This is a genomic window from Microbulbifer elongatus (genome assembly GCF_020524885.1).
Classification (GTDB): Bacteria; Pseudomonadota; Gammaproteobacteria; order Pseudomonadales; family Cellvibrionaceae; genus Microbulbifer; species Microbulbifer elongatus_A.
The window spans coordinates 158477-181382 of sequence record NZ_JAIVKJ010000002.1; the positions used below are offsets into that span (position 1 = coordinate 158477).

Sequence of the window (22906 nt, forward strand, 5' to 3'; positions counted from 1 at the left end):
ACCTCTCTACGAAATAATACGTAAATCAGTTTGTAAGCACCACGACGCCAAAGTCATCAACAGTGCCCCCCTGCTCACTCGGACCGTAGGCCAGCACGCTGGCGACCACACCACCACCGAGTTCAAAGCTCTCCACATTGATCGCTACCATACCACCAGCCACCACCCGTATATCGTAGGCACCGGGCGCGACCGTCACGTAGTCGGTGATATCACCAAAGGCGAAGTCGTCCAGCAGCGGCATGCCGGCCAGGCCACCTTCAACATCCGCCGCGGTGAATTCGCCCGCGGGGGTCACATAGACATCAACGGCACCGGCTGCCGGCGCACCGTGGATTACTTTGACGGAAGCTTCGGTCGCCACTGAGCGGTTGGCGTCACCAGTCGCGAGCAAGCTGAACGCCGGGCTACTCAGTACACGACCCGCTGCTATCACCGTGTACTCCATGCCGGCTTCCACCGCGAGTTCATCTGACATGAACACACTGTCGCCGATCATGTCGGTATCGGGGGCCACATCAAACACGTAGCTTGCCGCGGGTACACCGTAATAGGCGCTCTCGCCGGGGAACTGCTCCAGATAATCGAAGCTGGGAATGAGCTCAACTGGATCCATGCCCAGGGCCTCACTGGTGGCAAATACCTCCACGGGACCGCCAGCCGCAGCATTCGCATCAGGAGACAGGTGCACTACCCGCACTCCGGCATTGGTATCAGCGTCGAGCAGCTCGACCGCGTCACCGCCCTCGGTAGTGACCAATAGCTTGACTGGCGAAGCTGCCGCCTCGGTGCTGTTCTCTGTGGCGATTGCGGTCACCAGTAACTTCTGACCTGCAAACGCAGTGAGGTCCACGGTACCTGAGTCGTACACCACGTCTTCTTCAACCCCTACACGAATGCGCACAGGCTCGGCAGTAACCGCCCCCGCATCGATCGACTCCCCAAATTCAAAGGTAAAAGCCGCTGAAAGGCTGGCAAAATCATCTTCCGGCGCACTGAGGTAAACATCTACCCCCGGGGCATCCGGGGCCGCATGGGTCACGGTGAGCGCAACCTCCCCCTCCGACGGGTCAGTCGCAGACTCGTTAACAACTAGCGGCGCTATATCAGCAACATTGCCGACGGCGAATACGGTAGGACGCGCGTTCTCCTCAAGGCTGAAGCCGGCCACCTCTATGACACTCGCGGTTTCGCCCGGGAGGATTCCCTCCACGGAAATGTCATAGCTACCAGCATCCAGCTCAGTAAATCCGCTGGTTTCGGCATAATCCAGTCCTTCAATGGCCACACTGCCATTAACCAGCACATTCACCGCCGGCGCATCCGGTGACGCATGAACCACCTGGATAAACCCGCTAGCGGGGGGCTCTTCCACTGGCCCCGGGAACTGCACTACGTTGTCATCACCATCATCCGAGCAACCGGCGATCAGTACCGCGAGCGGTAGCGCCAATGCCAGCTTCGAAAAATTCCCTAAATTCGAGGTTCTCATGAGGCTCTCCTGTTGTGTTGGTGTCACGATACTGGCCAGTACCGCATCAGGAGCGCGTCAAAAGAGCGTGAAAATTGTGTGAAGGCTGGCAATCAACTACAGGGACTCCCCACCCCAGCCACAGGAGTTGCTCACAGCCATCCACAAGGTTATCCAGATGGACCGCTTATCCAAGATTCCCACACAGTAAATTATCCCGAGAACTCACAGAGTTACCCACAGTAAAGCTATCGATACGCCGCAAATTCACGTTGTGTGGACAAACCTTTGGGAAAAGGGGTGCGAAAACCGGTACGCAACCGGGTACAAACCGGGACCAGGGGCAAAACAGGAAAAGTTATCCCGTCTGTCCACATTGCTGTACCGCGGTTTTACCCCTCTAAAGGCAGGGGTTCGGGGGGTACTTATCATCAACGTAAGTATCTGTTTTTGTTAGTTTTTTAGTATCTATACATAAAAATGGCTGCCCTATATAACAACATTAAATATAAACACGTACTTATACGTAAGGTATGTATAACTTTATTTATGTATAAGAAAAGAAAGCAGAAAAGAATTTTCAACGTGCCGCTTTTTTGCACAGCTGAAGGTGCCTATAATGTGCGGCCGAATTTTTGCCCACCTGGTACAGTCACCTTCTGCCGGCCGGGCACCACAGGTATCTAGAGCTCGACCGTATGGACTACCCCACACAGTATGATGTGATCGTGATTGGCGGCGGACACGCTGGCACCGAGGCGTGCCTGGCGGCAGCGCGTATGGGAAGTCGCACCCTGCTGTTGACCCACAACATCGAGACTCTGGGCCAGATGTCCTGTAATCCCGCCATTGGTGGTATTGGCAAGAGCCACCTGGTCAAAGAAGTCGATGCGCTGGGTGGAGCTATGGCCACAGCCACCGACCTGGGGGGTATCCAGTTCCGTGTGCTGAACGCGCGTAAGGGGCCGGCGGTTCGCGCTACCCGCGCCCAGGCCGACCGTGCCCTGTACAAGGCCGCCATTCGCCATATCCTGGAGAACCAGCCGAATCTGGATATCTTCCAGCAGGCTGCCGATGACCTGATCGTCGAAAATGACCGCGTAACCGGCGTGGTGACCAATGCCGGGCTGCGTTTCCTGGGCAAGACCGTGGTAATCACCGCTGGTACTTTCCTCGGCGGTCGCATTCATATCGGCCTCGATAACCATTCCGGTGGCCGTGCTGGGGATCCACCCTCCATCGCCCTCGCGCAGCGCCTGCGCGCCCTGCCTTTCCGGGTGGAGCGCCTCAAGACCGGCACCCCGCCACGTATCGATGCGCGCTCCGTGGATTTTTCCGGGCTGGAGGAGCAGTGGGGAGATGAGCCACTGCCTGTGATGTCCTACCTGGGTAACCGCGAACAGCACCCGCGCCAGGTATGCTGCTGGATTACCCACACCAACCAGAACACCCACGACATCATCCGCGGTGGACTGGACCGCTCGCCCATGTACTCCGGGGTGATTGAGGGCATTGGCCCCCGCTACTGTCCGTCCATCGAGGACAAGGTCCATCGTTTTGCGGACAAGAATAGCCACCAGATCTTTATCGAGCCGGAGGGGCTGACGACCAACGAGCTCTACCCTAACGGTATCTCCACCAGCTTGCCGTTCGACGTGCAGATGAACCTGGTGCGCTCGATCAAGGGCTTTGAGAACGCCCACATCACCCGTCCCGGCTACGCCATCGAATACGACTTCTTCGATCCGCGGGACCTGCTGCCGTCGCTCGAAACCAAATTTATCGGCGGGCTGTATTTCGCCGGCCAGATCAACGGCACCACTGGCTACGAGGAAGCCGCGGCCCAGGGGCTGTTAGCGGGTGCCAACGCCGCCCTGCAGGCGCAGGACAAGGAAGCCTGGTCGCCGCGCCGCGACGAGGCCTATCTGGGTGTGCTGGTCGACGACCTGATCACCAGCGGCACCAAGGAGCCCTACCGCATGTTCACCAGCCGCGCGGAATACCGCCTGCTGCTGCGTGAAGACAATGCAGACCTGCGCCTGACGGAAAAAGGCCGCGAACTGGGCCTGGTGGACGACGAGCGCTGGCAGGCCTTCTGTGAAAAGCGCGAGTCCATCGAGCGCGAGCAGCAGCGCCTCAGGGAAACCTGGATTCAGCCGGGGACCGACGCGGCCACAGCCGTCGAGCAGAAATTGCCTCAGCCGCTCGCCCGCGAGTACAGCCTGCAGGACCTGTTGAAACGTCCGGAGCTCGAATACGCGGATGTCGCCGGCCTCAGTGGTGAAGCTGTCAGCGATGAACGGGTTGCGGAACAGGTGGAAATCTCGGCCAAGTACGCGGGATATATCGATCGTCAGCGCGACGAGATCGAGCGTTTGCAGGCGTACGAGGACACCCCGCTGCCTGTAGACTTCGACTACTCAGCGGTTTCCGGTCTGTCCAACGAGGTAATCCAAAAGTTGAGCGACGCGCGCCCGGACACTCTGGCCCGCGCCGGTCGGGTACCCGGCGTTACCCCGGCGGCGGTATCCCTGCTGCTGATCCAGCTTAAAAAACGTGGCTTGCTGAGCCGCAAGAAGGCGGTCTGAGCCGATGGAGCAGTATCGCCCCCGCCTGCTGCAGGCGGCTGAACAACTTGGTTTGGCGCTTACCGCGGAGCAGCAGGACAAACTGCTGGCGTACCTCGATCTGTTTGCGCGCTGGAATGCCGCCTACAACCTTTCCGCCGTACGTGACCCCGCGGAAATGCTGGAGCGGCATATTATCGACAGCCTGAGCGTGGTGAACCTGTGTGGCACCAGCCCGGATGATCAGTCTCCGCTGATCGATGTGGGGTCTGGCGGTGGCCTGCCCGGCATTCCACTGGCGATTATCCACCCCGACCGCCCCGTCAGCCTGCTGGACAGCAATGGCAAAAAATCCCGCTTCCAGTTCCAGGTTGCCAGCCAGCTGAAGCTCGCCAACATCAACGTGGTCAACCAGCGGGTGGAGGCCTACCGGCCCGAAAACCTATACGCGGGCGTGGTTTCCAGAGCATTTGCCTCGCTGCAGGATATGATCTCTGGAAGTGAGCACTTGCTCGCCCTGCAGGGCAGGTTTTATGCGATGAAGGGCAAGATTCCGGAAGATGAGTTGAGTGCATTGCCAAAAGGCATTAAGGTCGAACAGGTGCACGCCCTGCGAGTGCCGGGGTGTGATGCCGAGCGTCACCTGATCGTCCTCGCTCGCGAGGTGTGAACCGCAAGTTTGTCGGGTTTGCCGTCGCGATTGCACCATCTGGCACGGCCAGAACACTTAATTGTTTACGACACCAGTGCACCGGGCCAATGTTCGCGAGTGCACTTTTGCTGCCGCGCCTTCCGGTGAATCCGGCCTAGCGGCGAGCCCGGCAGGCCACGGGACAGTGCGCCTCCGGGAATAACAGGACCAGAACCTTGAGCAAAATTTTTGCGGTAGCTAACCAGAAAGGTGGAGTCGGTAAGACCACCACCTGTGTCAACCTCTCTGCTTCCCTCGTCGCCAACAAGCGTCGGGTGCTGCTGATTGACCTGGACCCCCAGGGCAACGCCACCATGGGCAGTGGTGTCGACAAGAGCGAGTTGCAACTTTCAAGCTACGACGTGCTCGCCAGCTTGCTGCCGCCGCGCAAGGCGATCGTGCCCACAGCCAGCGGCTATGACCTGATGCCGGCGAATATCGACCTCTCTGCTGCGGAAGTTGAACTGCTGGAAATGGATGGCCGCGAATCCCGTCTGCGCCAGGCATTGGAGCAGATTGCAGGCGACTACGATTACATCATCATCGACTGCCCGCCCTCGCTTAACATGCTTACCGTCAATGCCCTGTGTGCGGCCGGCGGTGTGCTGATCCCGATGCAGTGTGAGTACTACGCACTGGAGGGCCTCTCCTCCCTGATCGATACCATCACCCAGGTGCAGCAGGCGGCAAACCCGAACCTGCGTATCGAAGGCATCCTGCGCACCATGTACGACCCGCGCAACAGTCTGACCGGCGATGTTTCCGAGCAACTGAACGAGTACTTTGGCGAGCGCCTGTATCGCACCTGTATTCCGCGCAATGTGCGCCTGGCGGAGGCTCCCAGTTTTGGCAAGCCGGCGCTGGACTACGATCGCAGCTCAAAAGGCGCCATCGCCTATCTGGCCCTCGCGGGTGAGATTACCCGCCGCGATTCCGCGGCCAAACAGAACACCCAAAGCAGCGGATCCCGTCCGGTAGCAGAAGCGGTTTAAGACTGAGGTAAAAGACTTATGGCCGCGAAACGCAAGGGCCTCGGGAAAGGGCTTTCCCACCTGATCAGCAATAACGCCAGTGAAGCCATTGCTGTGGCCACCGGTGAGCGCAATGGCGATATCGTCGAGCGCGTCGATGGCGAACTCAAAGAGCTGCCCATCGAATACCTGCAGCGCGGCCGTTACCAGCCGCGCCGGGACTTCCCGCAGGAATCCCTGCAGGAGCTGGCTGACTCCATTCGCGCTCAGGGCATCATGCAGCCGATCGTGGTGCGCCCGATTGGCGAGCGTAAGTACGAGATCATTGCCGGTGAGCGCCGCTGGCGCGCCGCGCAACTGGCAGAGCTGGAAAAAGTCCCTGCGCTGATTCGCGATGTGGCCGACGAAGCTGCCATCGCCATGGCGCTGATCGAGAACATCCAGCGCGAAGACCTGAATCCGGTGGAAGAAGCCATCGCGCTGAAACGTCTGCAGGACGAATTTGAGCTTACCCAGCAGCAGGTGGCCGAAGCAGTCGGTAAATCCCGTACCGCGGTGACCAACCTGTTGCGCTTGTTGAGCCTGACCGATGAAGTGCGCACCTTCCTCGAGCGCGGCGACATTGAAACCGGCCACGCCAAGGCGTTGCTTGGCCTGTCTGGCGACGGACAGCGGGAAGCTGCTCGCCAGGTGGTGGATCGCGGTCTGACTGTGCGCCAAACCGAAGCCCTGGTGCGCAAGATTCAGGAGCAGGCGGGCAAGCCCAAGCCGAGAAAAATCGAAGTGGACCCGAATATCCGCCGCCTGAGTGAGCGCCTGGCCGAAAAAATAGGCGTGCCTGTCACGATTGACCACGGAGAAAAAGGGGCTGGCAAACTGGTCCTCAAGTACACCAGTCTCGATGAGCTGGACGGCATTCTAGCCCATATGGGCTATAGCGAAGACTGAGCCCATTCCGCCCCCACCCCCCGGAAACCGTTACCACTGCAACGTTTCTGTAAAAAATGCGCCAAAATAGTGCGGTGTTTTGGCGCATTTTTGTCTTCTGACCGTTATGCATACGCATAAAAAGTAAGTGTTTACTATCGCGCTATCCTGTTGCGAAAGAACGCGAAAGCCATACCAACTGACTAGATTTGGCAGTTGAACCGGCAAGCCGGTTCAGACATAATTCGCACGCCCAAATTTTGGGCGGAGAAGAATATTTGGCCGGTCTGTTCCCGCCTATGCGTAATCCCCCAGTAGTTAAGATTTCGCTGATCCAGCTGGCTGTCGTTGTGCTCGCTGTACTGGCGCTCGAATTCACCCTGGGACGAGTGATCGCCCTCTCCGCCCTGCTCGGCGGCGCCCTGTGTGTGCTGCCCAATCTGTATTTCGGCCTGCGCGCTTTTGAACTTTTGGGGCCAAACCGCGGAAAAGTACGCGGTGCGCGCGCGAGCCAGCGAGCGGTGGGAAGTTTCTACCGTGCCGAAACCGGCAAGTTCGTAATGACCCTGGTTGGGTTCGCGGCGGTGTTTGCCAGCGTCAAAACGCTGAACCCCGCGGTGCTGTTTATCAGCTACGGCTTGTGCGTGATTTTGCAATGGATTCTCGTGGCCCGCCTGCATACCGCGAAGTAGCAGGGGGCGGGGAACCTCTGGATGGGTCTGCGCGGATTGAGCGAGCCGAAACATATGCGGCCGCGGCGCAGACCAGGGGTTCCGCGAAGCAGATTTTTTATCTTAGAACGTGTTGAGGAACTATGGCTGCCGAACAAACCGCGACGGGTTATATCCAGCACCACCTGCAAAATCTTGCATACGGTAAACTTCCTGCCGGCTACACCCGTGCCGATGGAACAGTGCTTTCCGAATCCACCTGGACCATTGCCCACAGCTCGCAGGAAGCTGCCGACATGGGCTTTTGGGCTGTGCACCTGGACACCCTGGGCTGGTCTATCGGCCTGGGCCTGATCTTCTGTCTGCTGTTCGCACGCGCTGCGAGAAAGGCAACCGCCGGCGTCCCCACGGGGTTCCAGAGCTTCGTTGAGCTGGTTACCGAGTTCATCGACAAGACCGTCAAAGATACTTTCCCGCACCGCAACAGTATGGTCGCCCCTATGGCGCTGACTATCTTCGTGTGGGTGTTCCTGATGAACCTGATGGACCTGATCCCGGTTGACTGGTTGCCGCTGGCTTTCGCCCACGGTACTTCTGCCATCACCGGCGCGGATCCGCATCACGTCTACTTCAAGGTTGTTCCCACCACCGACCTGAATGCCACCCTGGGTATGGCGCTGGCGGTATTTGCGCTGATGATCTGCTTCAGTGTCAAAGAGAAGGGCCTGCTGGGCTTCGTCAAAGAGCTGACCCTGCACCCTTTCCACTCCGGCAAGTGGTACATCGATATTTTCCTGATTCCGTTCAACTTCCTGCTGGAAGCGGTTTCCCTGATCGCCAAGCCGGTTTCTCTCGGTCTGCGTCTGTTCGGTAACCTCTACGCGGGCGAAATGATCTTTATCCTGATCGCCATCGTGTTCGGTGTTGGCGCTCTGGGCTTTATCGGTGCCGGTCTGCTGCAGATGGGCTGGGCCATTTTCCACATCCTGGTTATTACCTTGCAGGCATTTGTATTCATGGTGCTGACCACCGTGTACATGTCCATGGCGCACGACCGGGAAGAGGAGCACGCGCACGACCAGTAAGGTCGTGCCCCCTGTTGCCGGGGATGTAAAAGTTTTGTCGGTTTACTGACTTTTTTCACTCACTATCAACTTCAACAACTCTCAACTTACTTTTGGAGAAAACAATGGAAGCATTAGGTCTGGTATACGTAGCTGCTGCACTGCTGATCGGTCTGGGCGCACTGGGTACTGCTATCGGTTTCGGCACCCTGGGTGGCAAGCTGCTGGAAGGTTCTGCGCGTCAGCCGGAACAGGCTCCGGCTCTGCAGGGCAAAATGTTCCTGATGGCTGGTCTGCTCGACGCCGTACCGATGATCGGTGTTGGTATCGCTATGTACCTGATTTTCGCGGTAGCTCCTGGTCTGGCTGGTTAATTCCCCGTTCCAATTGCCCTTTAACCCATTTTTGAAAGAGCAAGAGGTGTCGGTGTGAATATCAACCTGACTCTGATCGGCCAGTCGATCACCTTTTTCGCCTTTGTATGGTTCTGCTGGAAGTATGTCTGGCCGGCCTTGCTGGGTGTAATGCAGGAACGTGAGCAAAAAATTGCTACCGGTCTGCAAGAAGCCGAGCGCGCGGGAAAAGATCTTGAACTGGCGCAGCGCAAAGCTGCCGAGCAACTGAAAGAAGCCAAGGCTCAGGCTGCAGAAATCATCGATGGTGCCAACAAGCGCGCCAATCAGATCGTTGATGAAGCCAAAGAAGCCGCGCGCAGCGAAGGCGACCGCCTGAAAGCTGCCGCCCAGGCGGAAATCGAACAGGAAGTAAACCGTGCGAAAGAACAGCTTCGCTCGCGTATCGCTGCCCTGTCTGTTGCCGGCGCCGAGAAAATCCTCTCGGTCAACATCGATGCCAAAGCGCACGATGACATGATCGAGAAACTGGCAGCCGAGCTGTAAGCGAGGAACCCATGGCGGAACTCAGCACTCTGGCCCGGCCCTACGCAAAAGCGGCCTTTGCCCACGCCCAACAGGCCTCCGACCTTTCCGGTTGGAGCCAGGCGTTGGCAACCGCAGCGGCGGTCAGCCAGAACGAAAAAGTTGGCGAGCTGCTGGATAACCCGCAGCTGACCAGTGAAGTGCGCGCGGAAAAATTCCTGTCTGTTTGTGGCGATTTCAACGCGTCCCAGCAGAACTTCATCAAGCTGCTGGCGGAAAACCACCGCCTGCCGCTGCTGCCGGAAATTTCCGAACTGTTCGAAGACCTGAAGGCCCAGGCAGAAGCCACTCTCGAAGTGGAAGTTGTTTCTGCCCGCCCGCTCAGCGACGAACAGTCCCAGCGCCTCACCCAGGCTCTCAGCAAGAAATTTTCCCGCGAGGTGCACCTGCACAGCGCGGTGGATGAAAACCTGCTGGGCGGCGCAATCATTCGCGCTGGCGACACGGTGATCGACGGTACCGTGCGCGGTCGACTGGCCAAACTCGCCGAGGCGATGAACTCCTAAATTATCGTCCCTTCTACTGCTCCGGCGGTGGAAGGGAATTCGAGGAACAGAGCATGCAGCAACTGAATCCCTCTGAGATCAGTGAAATTATCAAGAGCCGCATCGACAATCTCGATGTGAGCACCGAAGCCCAGAACGAGGGCACCATTGTTTCCGTTTCCGACGGTATCATCCGCATCCACGGCCTGGCCGACGTAATGTACGGTGAGATGATCGAGTTCGAAGGCGGCGTTACCGGTATGGCACTGAACCTGGAGCGCGACTCCGTTGGTGCCATCGTACTCGGTGACTACAAATCCCTGGCCGAAGGCCAGAAGTGCCGTTGTACCGGCCGCATCCTGGAGGCCCCGGTTGGTCCGGAGCTGCTGGGTCGCGTGGTCGACGCACTGGGTAACCCGATTGACGGTAAAGGTCCGCTGAACAACAAGCTGACCGACGCCGTTGAGAAAGTAGCCCCCGGCGTAATCGCCCGTCAGTCCGTTGATCAGCCGGTACAAACCGGTCTGAAAGCGGTCGACACCATGATCCCGATTGGTCGTGGCCAGCGTGAGCTGATCATCGGCGACCGCCAGATCGGTAAAACTGCGGTTGCGATCGATGCGATCATCAACCAGAAAGGCACTGGCATTAAGTGTGTCTACGTTGCCGTAGGTCAGAAGCAGTCCTCTATTGCCAACGTTGTACGCAAGCTGGAAGAGCACGGCGCAATGGACCACACCATCGTGGTTGCCGCTGGCGCTGCTGACCCGGCTGCGATGCAGTTCCTGGCCCCGTACGTAGGCTGCACCATGGGTGAGTACTTCCGCGACCGCGGTGAAGACGCCCTGATCATTTACGATGACCTGACCAAGCAGGCCTGGGCCTACCGTCAGATCTCCCTGCTGCTGAAGCGTCCTCCGGGCCGTGAAGCTTACCCGGGTGACGTTTTCTACCTGCACTCCCGTCTGCTGGAGCGCGCCGCGCGTGTAAACGCCGAGTACGTGGAGAAATTCACCAACGGTGAAGTGAAAGGCAAAACCGGTTCTCTGACTGCACTGCCAATCATTGAGACCCAGGCGGGTGACGTTTCCGCATTCGTACCGACCAACGTAATCTCCATTACCGATGGTCAGATCTTCCTGGAAACCGACCTGTTCAACGCCGGTGTACGTCCGGCGATCAACCCGGGTATCTCCGTATCCCGTGTTGGTGGTTCCGCCCAGACCAAGATCATCAAGAAGCTGTCTGGTGGTATCCGTACCGCCCTGGCCCAGTACCGCGAGCTTGCGGCTTTCTCCCAGTTCGCATCTGACCTGGACGAAGCTACCAAAGCTCAGCTGGATCACGGTGAGCGCGTAACCGAGCTGATGAAGCAGAAGCAGTACTCTCCGCTGTCTATCGCGGACATGGCTGTTTCCGTTTACGCCGCTGACAAGGGTTACCTGAACGACGTAGAAGTTAACAAAGTGCTGGACTTCGAATCCGCCCTGCTCGCTTACATGAACAGCGAACACGCAGAGCTGATGGAGCAAGTAAACAGCACCGGTAACTACAACGACGAAATCGACAACGCCTTCAAGGCCGCGATCGAGAAGTTCGTCGCTACCGGTAGCTGGTAAGTACCCATGTGCAGGAACAGGTCTGGCGATTTGTTCCTGCAGGTTAACTTCCGGCAAAAAGGTAACTGACTATGGCAGGCGGAAAAGAAGTACGCACAAAAATTGCCAGTATCAAGAGCACGCAGAAGATCACCTCGGCCATGGAAATGGTTGCGGCGAGCAAGATGCGCAAAGCTCAGGATCGCATGGCACTGGGGCGCCCTTACGCAAGCCGCATTCGCGCGGTGATTGGCCACGTGGCCAACGCCAGTGCGGAATACCAGCACACCTACATGCAGGAACGCGAAGTCAAGCGTGTGGGCTACATCCTGGTATCTACCGATCGCGGTCTTTGCGGTGGCTTGAACATTAACGTGTTCAAGGCAGCGATCCGCGATATGCACTCCTGGGACAAGCAGGGTGTGGGCGTGGATATCTGTGCAGTCGGCAACAAGGCGGCCAGCTTTTTCAACAACATCGGCGGCAACGTCGTAGCCGCAGTACGCGACCTGGGCGACCAGCCTCAGGCCAAGCAGCTGATCGGCTCCGTCAAGGTAATGCTCGACAAATTCGCCGATGGCGAAATCGACCGTCTTTTCCTGGTGTCCAACGAATTCGTGAACACCATGACCCAGAAGCCGCAGATTGAACAGCTGCTTCCGTTGAAAAAAGACGAAGACGAGCAACTGCAGCACGAGTGGGACTACCTGTACGAGCCAGAACCGGTCGAGCTTCTCGACGGTCTGCTGACCCGTTACATCGAATCCCAGGTGTATCAGGCGGTGGTTGAAAACAAGGCCTGTGAACAAGCGGCACGTATGATTGCGATGAAGAGCGCCACCGATAACGCCGGTGAGCTGATCGACGCACTGCAGCTGGTTTACAACAAGGCGCGCCAGGCAGCGATTACGCAAGAGCTGTCTGAGATTGTTGGCGGCGCCGCAGCGGTCTAAGCAGACCGCCGAAAGATTTGAACTTTGAGGATCGGGAAATGAGTAACGGGCAAATTGTGCAAGTTATCGGCGCGGTCATCGACGTGGAATTCCCGCGCGACGCCGTACCGAATGTATACGATGCACTCGTGGTTGAGGGTAAAGACCTCACCATGGAAGTGCAGCAGCAGCTGGGCGACGGCATTGTACGTGCTATCGCCATGGGTTCTTCCGAGGGTATCTCCCGCGGTCTGCCGGTAAAAAACACCGGCGCTCCAGTTTCCGTACCGGTAGGTACCGAAACCTTGGGCCGTATCATGGACGTACTGGGCAACCCAATCGACGAATGTGGTCCGATCGGTGAGAAAGAGCGTTCCTCTATCCACCGCGCGGCGCCTACCTATGAAGAGCAGTCCAGCTCCACTGAACTGCTGGAGACCGGCATCAAGGTAATCGACCTGGTATGTCCGTTCGCCAAGGGTGGTAAGGTTGGTCTGTTCGGTGGTGCCGGTGTAGGTAAAACCGTAAACATGATGGAGCTCATCAACAACATCGCTACCGAGCACAGCGGTCTGTCCGTGTTCGCGGGTGTAGGTGAGCGTACTCGTGAAGGTAACGACTTCTACCACGAGATGCAGGAAGCTGGCGTTGTAAACGTCGAAGAGTTTTCCAAGTCCAAGGTAGCGATGGTTTACGGCCAGATGAATGAGCCGCCCGGTAACCGTCTGCGTGTCGCCCTGACCGGCCTGACCATGGCCGAAAAATTCCGTGACGAAGGTCGTGACGTACTGTTGTTCGTTGACAACATCTACCGTTACACCCTGGCCGGTACCGAAGTATCCGCACTGCTCGGCCGTATGCCGTCTGCGGTAGGTTACCAGCCGACCCTGGCGGAAGAGATGGGTGTTCTGCAGGAGCGTATTACCTCCACCAAGACTGGCTCCATCACCTCTATCCAGGCGGTATACGTACCGGCGGATGACTTGACCGACCCGTCTCCGGCAACCACCTTCGCGCACCTGGACTCCACCGTAGTACTGAGCCGTGACATCGCCGCCAAGGGTATCTACCCGGCTGTTGACCCGCTGGACTCCACCTCTCGTCAGCTGGATCCGCTGGTAATTGGTCAGGAGCACTACGACTGTGCCCGCGGTGTTCAGTCTGTACTGCAGCGCTACAAAGAGCTGAAGGACATCATCGCGATCCTGGGTATGGACGAGCTGTCTGAAGAAGACAAGCAGATCGTAGCCCGCGCGCGTAAGATTGAGCGCTTCCTGTCTCAGCCGTTCCACGTAGCCGAAGTATTTACCGGTGCACCGGGCAAATACGTATCCCTGAAAGAAACCATCCGTGGCTTCCAGGGCATCCTGAACGGCGACTACGACCACCTGCCAGAGCAGGCCTTCTACATGGTCGGCACCATCGACGAAGCCGTCGAGAAAGCCAACAAGAAGTAAGGCACGCGCGTAGCGCCGGAAGGCTTTCCGGCGCTATAAGGCAAACAGCTGAGAATGAGGTAGCCTTATGGCTATGACTGTACATTGCGACATTGTTAGCGCAGAGGAATCCCTCTTCTCGGGTCTGGTGAAGATGGTGATTGTCAGCGGCGTGGAAGGGGAACTCGGTATCTCCTACGGTCACGCACAGCTGCTCACCCACCTCAAGCCTGGCCCGGTACGCATCATCAAAGACAATGGTGATGAAGAGGTGCTGTTCCTGAGCGGGGGCTATGCCGAAATCCAGCCGAACATGGTGACCATCCTCGCCGATCTCGCCGAGCGCGAAATCGACGAAGAAGCCGCCAAGAAGGCGCGCGAAGAGGCGGAACACGCCCTGCGCAGCGCTCCGGCAGATATCGACTACGCCCGTATCTCCGCACAACTCGCCGAAGCCGAAGCCCGTCTGCGTACCATGCAGGCGATCCGCAGGGCTGCTGGCAAGTAATCGCGTGGAGAACCAACCTGCTTTCCTGCAGGTCACAAAAAGCAGCTTCGGCTGCTTTTTTTGTGCCCGCGATTTAACTTTTCAACGCGGCAGGCCATTATTGGTGAGCAAGTTGGAGTGCAACGGGAAATTATGAAGACACAGGATGCCATTAACGGAAAACCGCGTATCGGCATTGCGCTTGGCAGTGGCGCCGCCAAGGGTTTTGCCCATATCGGCGTATTGAAAGCGCTGAATGAAATGGGTGTGCGCCCGGATGTTGTCGTCGGTACCTCCATGGGTGCTTTTGTTGGTGCCGCCTATTCCGCCGGTCACCTCGGCAAGCTCGAAGACTGGGTGCGCCTGCTGGATAACTGGAAGGTGTTCTCCCTGCTCGATATCAACTGGTCACTGAGCGGTGGTGTGATCGGCGGCATAAAGCCTTTCCGTGAATTCTTTGATGGCTTCGAGTTTGAAAACATTGAAGACCTTCCCCTGCCCTTTACCGCTGTGGCGACCGATTTGCACAGCGGCCAGGAGATCTGGCTACAACAGGGAAATTTACAGGACGCGGTGAGCGCCTCCTGCTCCATTCCCGGCCTGCTTTCCCCAAAGTCTCTTGCCGGGCGCTGGCTGGTGGATGGCGCCGTGGTGAATCCGGTGCCGGTAGATGTGTGCCGAGCCATGGGTGCCACAACGGTAATCGCGGTAGACGTAACAGAAGACAAGCCTCCCCTGCTGGAACAAGAGCGAGGTGAAGTACGCAGCGTCGTCAGTGAAAAGTCCACGGAGTTTGACGAGCGGGTGCTGGAAGCGGAAAAAGAATCCATTGCGCAAGCAGAGGGTGGTTCCACCGACACTGAGCGCCAAGTGACAACGGAAGATGAAAAAACCAACGGCAACGGTGTCGGAGCCAGTCTGTCTCGCCTTGTAGAACAGGGACGTGAGCAACTCCACCATCTCCGCCATCGGCACGAAGCGAGAGCGACACCGCCAGGTATGTTCGACACCATGCGGCAGGCCATGGAAATCCTTGAACGGCGCCACAAACGCGTGCGCATGATGGGATCGCCACCGGATGTGCTGATTCTACCGAAGGTAGGCGATATCGGTGGCAATGAATATGCGCGCGCTGCAGAAGCAATCGAGCTGGGGGAAAAAGAAACCTACCGCCTGCGCACATGGATAGAAGATATGGTGAGCCCGAGTTAGCGACATGCAGCGCTTCCGGCAGACAAGCGTTTTGCTCAGAACCCTTTTTGTAATTTTTGCCATCGGGTGCGGTAGTGCATCCGCCAATGACTGGTACGAATACCAGTCGGAAAACTTCACCGTCTATTCCGATGTTCCCGAGCCACGTGTTAATGCATTGATGCGCGATCTCGAACGGTTTCGCCGAACGGCCATCCGCTTCACCGGTCAGGAGGAAACGCCGGAAAACAAAAAGCTGCGAGTATTTCACTTTCGCGAATCCCGTGAGTTCGGCAAATTTACCGGTGACCGCAAGATCGCCGGGCTCTATCGAGAAACCTGGGAAGGCCCGATCATCTTTTCCCGTGATGGCGACCACGGTATCTCTGGTTCCGGCCTTATCTTCCACGAATACGTCCACCACCTGATGCGCGAACGCAGCGGCATTACTTACCCGCGCTGGTATTCAGAGGGTTTTGCCGAGTTACTGGCCAGCGCCGAATTGCGAAAAAAAACCGTGCTTGTGGGCGGATTGCCGGAATGGCGATTGAGCGCCTGGGCCGAAGATGAGCCACTTGGTATCGAGCAATTGCTCTCCCCTCCCCCGCTTGCATCGCAAAACGACGAAGGCGACAGCCGCTACTGGAATAATTATTACGCTAGCGCCTGGTTGCTCACCCACTACTTGCAGCTGGGGCACAATGCAGGCCATCCGGACTTTCGCGCGGCCACCAGCACTTACCTGAAGGCGGTGGCTGCGGGGGAAAATCCGCATAAGGTATTCGAGGAGCATTTTGGAAAAACCATACAGGAAATGGAGCGGGGAATGCGCGCTTATATGCGCGACGATATTCACCGCCACGAACTGGATATCCCCGAATACACCTATTCCATCCCGCGTCGTAAACTCAACGAAAACGAACGCTTGCATTTACTCGCCAACGAGGCAGTGGATTTCGGTAAGCCGCAGCTGGCGATGAAGTACCTTGAGCGCAGTGAGCAACAAGGTCTCGGCTGGCGGGAAAATCTTACCGCGATGGCGGTAATAGAGGCGCAGAGGAAGAATTACACACTGGGTGAAGAAGTCGCTAAGGACATCGGTGAGCACGGCCAGCTCAGCCACCTCACCGCCGCTAATCTCGCAAATTTCTATCTGTTGCGTTTGCAGGCTCTGACGCTCACGCGAAAATGGGATGACTATTTTTACGAAGCCGCGTTGAAATACGGGAAAAACGCTGTACAGATGGGCCCGGACTATCTTCCCGCTTATCGCGCCCTGTGGACCACCTACCAGCTAAAAGGAAAAAGTGAAGAAGCCATACAGGTCATGCTGGCGGCTTACCATCAGGATCCCAATCACCTGAACCTGAATGCCACCATTGGGTTTTATCTTGCCCATCTGGGAAAAGATGCATTGGCACGGGAATATCTCGAGCGGGTGGTGGCCTGGAGTCACTCGGAAGATCTTCGCGCGCGTGCGGAGGCGATGCTCGAGGGGAGAAAGTAAACTTCCGGGTGTTCACCAAATAAAAAAAGCCCGCCGTGAAAACGGCGGGCTTTCTGTTTTACAAACCAATCAGAAAAATCAGTGCACCCAGTGATGGCGCTCCTGCTTCTCCTGAATCGCTTCTGCCGTTGGCGTCGGCATGGCGCTGACCGGCAAACGCTCGTGGAAAAACGCCAGGCGCTCCTCGCCTTGCACCTCGTTCATGGTGGCTGCGTCGAATACCTTGCCGTTGATCACGGTGTATTTCACCTTCTCGGACAGGCGAAGGTCTTCCAGCGGGTTGCCGTCCACCACAATGATGTCCGCCAGTTTGCCCGGCTCCAGACTGCCGATGTCGTTGTCCATTCCCAGGTAGCGGGCACCGTCGATCGTGCCGGCACGGAAGGCTTCCCAGGGTGTGAAGCCCCCTTGCGCCATCATCCACATCTCCCAGTGGGCGCCGAGACCTTCGCGTTGGCCGTGGGCACCGATATGCACGGTAACGCCTTTTTCGCGAAGTTGTTTTGCGTGGCTGGCCACGTTCACGTGGTTGTAGTGATGGTCCGGCGCGGTGGGGCGGCGGATGGAGCGCGGGTTGACGATAAAGTCCGGTGTGAAGCTGGTCAGGCGCTCGTTCTTCCACACCTCAGTGCGGTCGTACCAGTAGTACTCGCCGGAGAGACCGCCGTAGGCCACCACGAAAGTCGGGGTGTAGCCAACGCTCGTTTGTCCCCACATTTGCTGCACATCCGAGTAAATATTGGCGATGGGCAGCGAGTGTTCAACACCGGTGTGACCGTCCACAATCATGTTCATATTGTGCTGGTACTTACCACCGCCTTCAGGCACCACCATGATGCCGTGCTTGCGACCCGCCTCCAGCACCTGCTGGCGCTGCTCACGGCGCGGCTGGTTGTAGCTCTTCACTGAAATCGCGCCCATTTCCTTCAGGCGGCCCACATGGAACTCGGCGTCTTCAAGGCTGTTGATCTTGGCCTTGTAGCCGGGGCCCTTGGCGCCATAAAGAATGGTACCGGTGGAGAAGATACGCGGGCCGTTGATGATGCCCGCCTTCTGCATTTCCGCCGCAGAGAAAATCTCACTGCTGTCATTGGAAGGATCGTGAATGGTGGTCACACCAAACGCCAGGCTGGAGTACAGGTTCCAGTTCTGCTGCGGGATGATCTCCTCGCGGCCCTGGGCGCCGTGGGCGTGGGCGTCCACCAGCCCCGGCAGTACGGTTTTGCCGGTGACATCGATGCGCTGCGCACCGGTGGGGATTTCCACCTCGTTGTGTGCCCCTACTGCAACGATGCGGTTGCCGCGGAACAGCACCACACCGTTTTCAATCACTTCCTGAGCGGATTCCGCGTCGCGCATGGTCACCACGGTGCCGCCGGTCAGCGCCACCAGCTTGTCGCTGTTGGCGAACTGCTGTTTGAAGCTGAGGTCGATACCCTCGCTTACCGGCTCCGGCAGTTGTTCCGGGGCGCCGGCAACAAAATCAAATGCGTCTTTTAGTTCGCGCTCGTACAGCTTCGGGCCGTGGGCCCAGCCCAGGGTCTGGCTGTCGCCGGACCAGTGCAGGTTCTCGCCGGCGCGCTTGGACACCTGGGTGACTTTTACCGCACTGGCCTTTGGGCCGATGGACTCGGATTTACCGGTGTGCATAAACGGTGCGGCAAAGGCTTTGAAGTCCTGGGTGAAGGCCACCCAGCGGCCGTCCGGTGACAGACGGAAGGAGGTGATCTCGGCACCGTGCAAGTGCTCGCGCTCGTCCTTGCCGTTGGCGTCGACGCTCTTGAACAAGCGCTTGCCGCCGTCGCCATATACGTACTCGGAGAAGTAGATGCGGTCGTCGTCGGCACCGAAGTGCGGCTCGTAGCCGGACTTGCTGATGCGGCGCTGCCAGTCGCCGTCTGCATCGGCCAGGTAGATACCCGGCTCGAGAGAGTACTCCGGGCTCAGCAGGTAGCCGCCGGTAAAGCGGCGGAAGGCCACGGTTTCACCATCCGGGGAGAAGCTCGGCTCTACATACAGGCCGGGTTCACTGGTGATGGTTTTGCCCCGACCACTGCGCGCGGAAACAACCCGCACCTGGCCGAGTTTCTCGTCGTCCCAGGTCACGTAAGTGATCTGCTTGCCATCGCGGGACCAGTTCGGGTAGAACTCGAAGTACTCATCCTGGCGGGTCAGTCGACGACGTTCGCCACTTTTCACGTCTTGAACGTAGATTTTACCCAGAGCCTGGAAGGCGATCTGCTTGCCGTCCGGGGATTTCTGCGCCCAGCGAATCATCTTCACATCGAACTGTTCCGGGGCCACATCCACCGGGAAGCGCACCGCGTCGGCGACTTTCTTCTCGGTCTTGATGTGTGCAACGATTTCCCGCGCGCCGCTCTCCAGGCTGCTGCCGTCGGCGTTGATGCGCAGGAACTTGCCGCCACTCCACACGATCAGGGATTTGCCGTCCGGCATCCAGTCGTAGTGCACGTAGTTACCGTGGGAGCCGAAGGTTTCCTGCAGGTCCCGTTCGAGGCCGGTGAAGATGGGCTCTTCCAGGCCGCTGTTCAGGTCTTTGACGAACAGGGAGGTCTGGTCGTCCTGGCGGCGAATAAATGCCAGTTTCTCACCGTCTGGGGACGGCACCGGGGCGATAGAACCCCCGGGGCCGGAAACGAAGGTCTCTTCCTTGCCATCCTGTAGGTCGTAGCGATTGATGGCGAAGATCTGCTGGGTGGAGTTTTTGTTGTACTCCCATACCGTGCCCGGGGTGGTGTCGATGGCGTAATAGATGTAGCGGCCGTCCGGCGAAAAGACCGCATCGGAGATGTTCTTTTGTGCAATGTCACCGCCAATGCGTGCCTTGATCTGGCGTCCTTCACCGCCGCCGTAGTGGTACATCCAGATTTCGCCGGCGGGGATACTGCGGCCACTCATAAAGCCCTTGCGCGCAACCAGATACTGGCCGTCAGGGCTGAAGTTGGGGGCGTGTACCAGGTTTTCTCGCTCGGTGGTCAGCTGGCGCAGGTTTTCTCCATTGCGGTCCATGATCCAGAGATTGTCGGCGCCGTCGCGGTCGCTGACAAATACGATGGACTTGCCGTCCGGGCTAAAGCGCGGCTGGATGTTCCATGCAATTTCGCTGGTGATCGCCTTAGCTTCGCCACCATTTATCGACATTTCATAGATGTCGCCCAACATGTCGAAGACGATGGTCTCGCCGTCCGGGCTGATGTCCAGGTTGCTCCAGGTGGTCTCGCGGGTGTCCAGGGGTATGGCCTTGAACTCGAAGGGCGGCTTGTTCACATCCCATTTTTCCGCTTCCTTCTTGGCTTCCTCCGCCGCCGCGGCCAGCGGCAGGGTCAGGGCAAGACTGGCGCCGCCGATCAGGCGTGCGAGCTTGCGCATTCTGGTTTTTATCATGTGGGCTCCCCGGGGTAATTGGAGTTACTGGAGTTGAAGTACGGATCGGTCGCGCCCGGGTCGAGCGGCGCCGAAGAGTAATCTGCAGTCAAATTACCGAAATACAGCGGATAGGCAACAAAACTGCGCCGAACGGGATAAAACTCGGCAAATCCAGCGGCTGCAGGATTTTTGCCTGCGTTTTCCAGGACCATGAACGGGCATGACATTGTCCGAGACCCCGCGAGGCCGTGACTAGAATGAGATAAAAGGGTGCTGCAACTGCACACCTGGTCAACCGCGGATCACCCCATGAGTCACCACAAGCGTCACGACAGGCCCAAGAGTGATCGCCAGATTCTGTCTGAACAGATGGATGAGAGTCTGCGGGAATACCAACGCAACAATCGGTCACTGCTGCTCTCATCCATGGCGGCGGGCATGGAGATCGGCTTCAGTGTGTTTCTGATAGCGGCGTTTTACAGCCACTTTCACGCCAGTATCTCCCATCAGCTAATGTACCTGCTTGCTGCACTCAGCTACCCGGTGGGTTTTATGCTGGTGATCATCGGCCGCTCGGACCTATTTACCGAACACACCACCCTGGCAATCTTGCCGGTACTGGATGGGAGGAAAACCTTGCCCCAGTTGTTACGGGTATGGGGGGTTATCTATGCGGGCAACATGCTCGGGGCCATCGTGTTCAGCGCCCTGTTCGTCCAGTTCGTCGGGATGACAGACCGTTTCGATGAATCCGTATTTTCCTATTACGGGCAGAAAATGGTCGCCGACGGCTTATCCGGGCAGTTTCTCGGTGCCATTTTTGCCGGTTGGCTGATGGGGCAGCTGGCCTGGATGGTGACCTCGTCCGCCGAAACCATCAGCCGTATCACGGTGGTCGCGATCATCACTTTTGTGATTGGGCTGGGCGGCCTGCCGCACTGTATCGCCGGCGCCGTGGGGATGTTTTGTGCCTGGTTTGCGAAAGACACCACCGTGGGGCTGGCAGATGTGTTGCAGTTCCTCGCCTTTGCCACGGCGGGCAATATCATCGGCGGTTCGGTATTTGTCGGTCGGGTAAAATACAGCTCCATCCGCAACAGCCACTAACGCACTTCCCCGAAATTTCCTCCTGGCTTGCGGTAATTGGTTCAACTCGTGACAATTCGCTCCCGGTTTAACCGAACTAGCCCCCATCTAGGTACCCACATGACGATCGACGTAGTAATCCTCGCCGCCGGCAAAGGCACCCGCATGCGCTCCGACTTGCCCAAAGTCCTGCACCCCATTGGTGGTGTGCCCATGCTGGGGCGGGTGATCGGCGCGGCCCAGGCGCTGGGTGACGTCGAGACCACCGTGGTCATCGGCCACGGTGCAGAGCTGGTGCGCGAGCGCTTTGCCGACAGCGGCGTCAAGTTTGTGGAGCAGACTGAGCAGCTGGGAACTGGTCACGCGGTGGCCCAGGCGATTCCAAATTTCCGCGAAGGCGCCACCGTGCTGGTTCTCTACGGCGACGTGCCACTGGTGAAAACCTCAACCCTGCAGGATCTGCTCAAGGCTTCCGCAAGCGGCCCGGCTCTGCTGTCGGTGATGATGGATGATCCTGCAGGCTATGGTCGCATCGTGCGCGACGACGCGGGACAGGTACAGGCTATCGTCGAGCAGAAAGATGCAGATGCCGAGGCCCTGAAAATCACCGAAATCAATACCGGCATCCTGGCGGCTCCCGCCAATTTGCTGGCCCAATGGCTGCCGGAACTTTCGAATAACAATGCTCAGGGTGAGTACTACCTGACCGACGTGATCTCGCGCTCGGTCAGCGAAAACATCGCTGTTACCGGTGTGATCGCTGACGATCCCAACGAAGTCGCCGGCGTAAACAGCCGAGCGCAACAGGCAGAGCTGGAACGCGCACTGCAGGCCGATATCGCCGATGCTCTGATGACCGCCGGTGTCACGCTGCTGGATCCGGCGCGCATTGATGTGCGCGGCACCCTGACTTGCGGCTCCGACGTCTCCATTGATATCAACTGTATCTTCGAAGGTGAGGTCACCCTCGGCGACAATGTTCGAATTGGCCCCAACTGCCTGCTGAAGAACTGCCAGCTGGCCGCAGGCACCTTAGTGGAGGCTAATACCATTATTGAGGAGGCAATCCTTGGTGAAGCCTGTACAGTCGGTCCCTTCGCCCGCCTGCGCCCGGGTACCGAGTTGGCCAATGGTGCCAAGGTGGGCAACTTCGTAGAGACCAAGAAAGCCAAGATCGGTCTCGGCAGCAAGGTGAACCACCTGTCTTACATCGGCGATGCCGAGGTGGGTGAAGGCGTTAATATTGGCGCCGGCACCATTACCTGTAACTACGACGGTGTAAACAAATCCAAAACCGTCATCGGTAACGGCGCCTTTATCGGTTCCAACTCTGCCCTGGTGGCCCCGGTGGAAATAGGTGCCGGCGCAACGATTGGTGCTGGTTCAACCATTACCCGTGAAGTGAGCGCTGACGAACTGGCTGTGGCCCGCGGCAAGCAGCGCAATATCTCCGGCTGGCAGCGACCGACCAAGAAAAGCTGATCCATCCCTTTTTAA

The 22906-nt window shown here is 58.0% G+C and carries 19 protein-coding genes; 17 read left to right on the plus strand and 2 right to left on the minus strand.

Going from position 1 to position 22906, the window contains the following annotated elements:
* Nucleotides 1-25: 25 nt before the first annotated feature.
* The gene (locus LC059_RS08035; RefSeq protein WP_226703330.1) at nt 26-1492 is read right to left on the minus strand and encodes a DUF4397 domain-containing protein; all 1467 of its coding nucleotides are present in this window, start codon (nt 1490-1492) and stop codon (nt 26-28) included.
* Between the two features lie 677 nt (nt 1493-2169).
* On the opposite strand from LC059_RS08035, the gene mnmG reads away from it, so the two are divergent.
* The 15 genes from mnmG (at nt 2170) to LC059_RS08110 (ending at nt 16936) form a co-directional block, all read left to right on the plus strand.
* On the plus strand, nt 2170-4059 hold the full coding sequence (gene mnmG, locus LC059_RS08040) for a tRNA uridine-5-carboxymethylaminomethyl(34) synthesis enzyme MnmG (RefSeq protein WP_226703331.1): 1890 nt from the start codon (nt 2170-2172) through the stop codon (nt 4057-4059).
* A gap of 4 nt (nt 4060-4063) precedes the next feature.
* Nucleotides 4064-4708: a 16S rRNA (guanine(527)-N(7))-methyltransferase RsmG gene (gene rsmG, locus LC059_RS08045; protein WP_226703332.1), complete on the plus strand. Its 645-nt coding sequence runs from the start codon at nt 4064-4066 to the stop codon at nt 4706-4708.
* A gap of 197 nt (nt 4709-4905) precedes the next feature.
* Complete coding sequence (locus tag LC059_RS08050; RefSeq protein WP_226703333.1) at nt 4906-5721, plus strand: ParA family protein; 816 nt, start codon at nt 4906-4908, stop codon at nt 5719-5721.
* 18 nt (nt 5722-5739) lie between these two features.
* On the plus strand, nt 5740-6648 hold the full coding sequence (locus LC059_RS08055; protein ID WP_226703334.1) for a ParB/RepB/Spo0J family partition protein: 909 nt from the start codon (nt 5740-5742) through the stop codon (nt 6646-6648).
* A 188-nt stretch (nt 6649-6836) separates the two neighbouring features.
* The gene (locus tag LC059_RS08060) at nt 6837-7319 is read left to right on the plus strand and encodes an ATP synthase subunit I (protein WP_226703335.1); all 483 of its coding nucleotides are present in this window, start codon (nt 6837-6839) and stop codon (nt 7317-7319) included.
* Nucleotides 7320-7441: 122 nt separating this feature from the next.
* Nucleotides 7442-8383: a F0F1 ATP synthase subunit A gene (gene atpB / locus LC059_RS08065; protein WP_226703336.1), complete on the plus strand. Its 942-nt coding sequence runs from the start codon at nt 7442-7444 to the stop codon at nt 8381-8383.
* 104 nt (nt 8384-8487) lie between these two features.
* Nucleotides 8488-8736, plus strand: a complete 249-nt coding sequence (gene atpE, locus LC059_RS08070) for a F0F1 ATP synthase subunit C (RefSeq protein WP_010131056.1) — start codon at nt 8488-8490, stop codon at nt 8734-8736.
* Nucleotides 8737-8790: 54 nt separating this feature from the next.
* On the plus strand, nt 8791-9261 hold the full coding sequence (locus LC059_RS08075; RefSeq protein ID WP_226703337.1) for a F0F1 ATP synthase subunit B: 471 nt from the start codon (nt 8791-8793) through the stop codon (nt 9259-9261).
* Nucleotides 9262-9272: 11 nt separating this feature from the next.
* Complete coding sequence (locus LC059_RS08080; RefSeq protein WP_226703338.1) at nt 9273-9806, plus strand: F0F1 ATP synthase subunit delta; 534 nt, start codon at nt 9273-9275, stop codon at nt 9804-9806.
* A 53-nt stretch (nt 9807-9859) separates the two neighbouring features.
* On the plus strand, nt 9860-11404 hold the full coding sequence (gene atpA, locus LC059_RS08085) for a F0F1 ATP synthase subunit alpha (protein WP_226703339.1): 1545 nt from the start codon (nt 9860-9862) through the stop codon (nt 11402-11404).
* A gap of 71 nt (nt 11405-11475) precedes the next feature.
* Entirely contained in the window at nt 11476-12336 is an 861-nt protein-coding gene (gene atpG / locus LC059_RS08090; RefSeq protein ID WP_226703340.1) for a F0F1 ATP synthase subunit gamma, read from the plus strand.
* Between the two features lie 38 nt (nt 12337-12374).
* Entirely contained in the window at nt 12375-13772 is a 1398-nt protein-coding gene (gene atpD / locus LC059_RS08095) for a F0F1 ATP synthase subunit beta (RefSeq protein ID WP_226703341.1), read from the plus strand.
* Nucleotides 13773-13839: 67 nt separating this feature from the next.
* Complete coding sequence (locus LC059_RS08100; protein ID WP_226703342.1) at nt 13840-14259, plus strand: F0F1 ATP synthase subunit epsilon; 420 nt, start codon at nt 13840-13842, stop codon at nt 14257-14259.
* 132 nt (nt 14260-14391) lie between these two features.
* Nucleotides 14392-15450 (plus strand): patatin-like phospholipase family protein, encoded by a 1059-nt coding sequence (locus tag LC059_RS08105; RefSeq protein WP_226703343.1) that lies wholly within the window; start codon nt 14392-14394, stop codon nt 15448-15450.
* A 31-nt stretch (nt 15451-15481) separates the two neighbouring features.
* Nucleotides 15482-16936 (plus strand): tetratricopeptide repeat protein, encoded by a 1455-nt coding sequence (locus LC059_RS08110; protein ID WP_226703344.1) that lies wholly within the window; start codon nt 15482-15484, stop codon nt 16934-16936.
* A gap of 78 nt (nt 16937-17014) precedes the next feature.
* Here the strand turns inward: LC059_RS08110 and LC059_RS08115 are convergent, their stop codons facing one another.
* Nucleotides 17015-20341, minus strand: coding sequence for an amidohydrolase family protein (locus tag LC059_RS08115; RefSeq protein WP_226703345.1), 3327 nt, complete (start codon nt 20339-20341; stop codon nt 17015-17017).
* 291 nt (nt 20342-20632) lie between these two features.
* On the opposite strand from LC059_RS08115, the gene LC059_RS08120 reads away from it, so the two are divergent.
* Both LC059_RS08120 and glmU read left to right on the plus strand, forming a co-directional pair.
* Entirely contained in the window at nt 20633-21430 is a 798-nt protein-coding gene (locus LC059_RS08120) for a formate/nitrite transporter family protein (protein WP_226703346.1), read from the plus strand.
* A gap of 99 nt (nt 21431-21529) precedes the next feature.
* Entirely contained in the window at nt 21530-22891 is a 1362-nt protein-coding gene (glmU, locus tag LC059_RS08125) for a bifunctional UDP-N-acetylglucosamine diphosphorylase/glucosamine-1-phosphate N-acetyltransferase GlmU (RefSeq protein ID WP_226703347.1), read from the plus strand.
* The last annotated feature ends 15 nt before the right edge of the window (nt 22892-22906 follow it).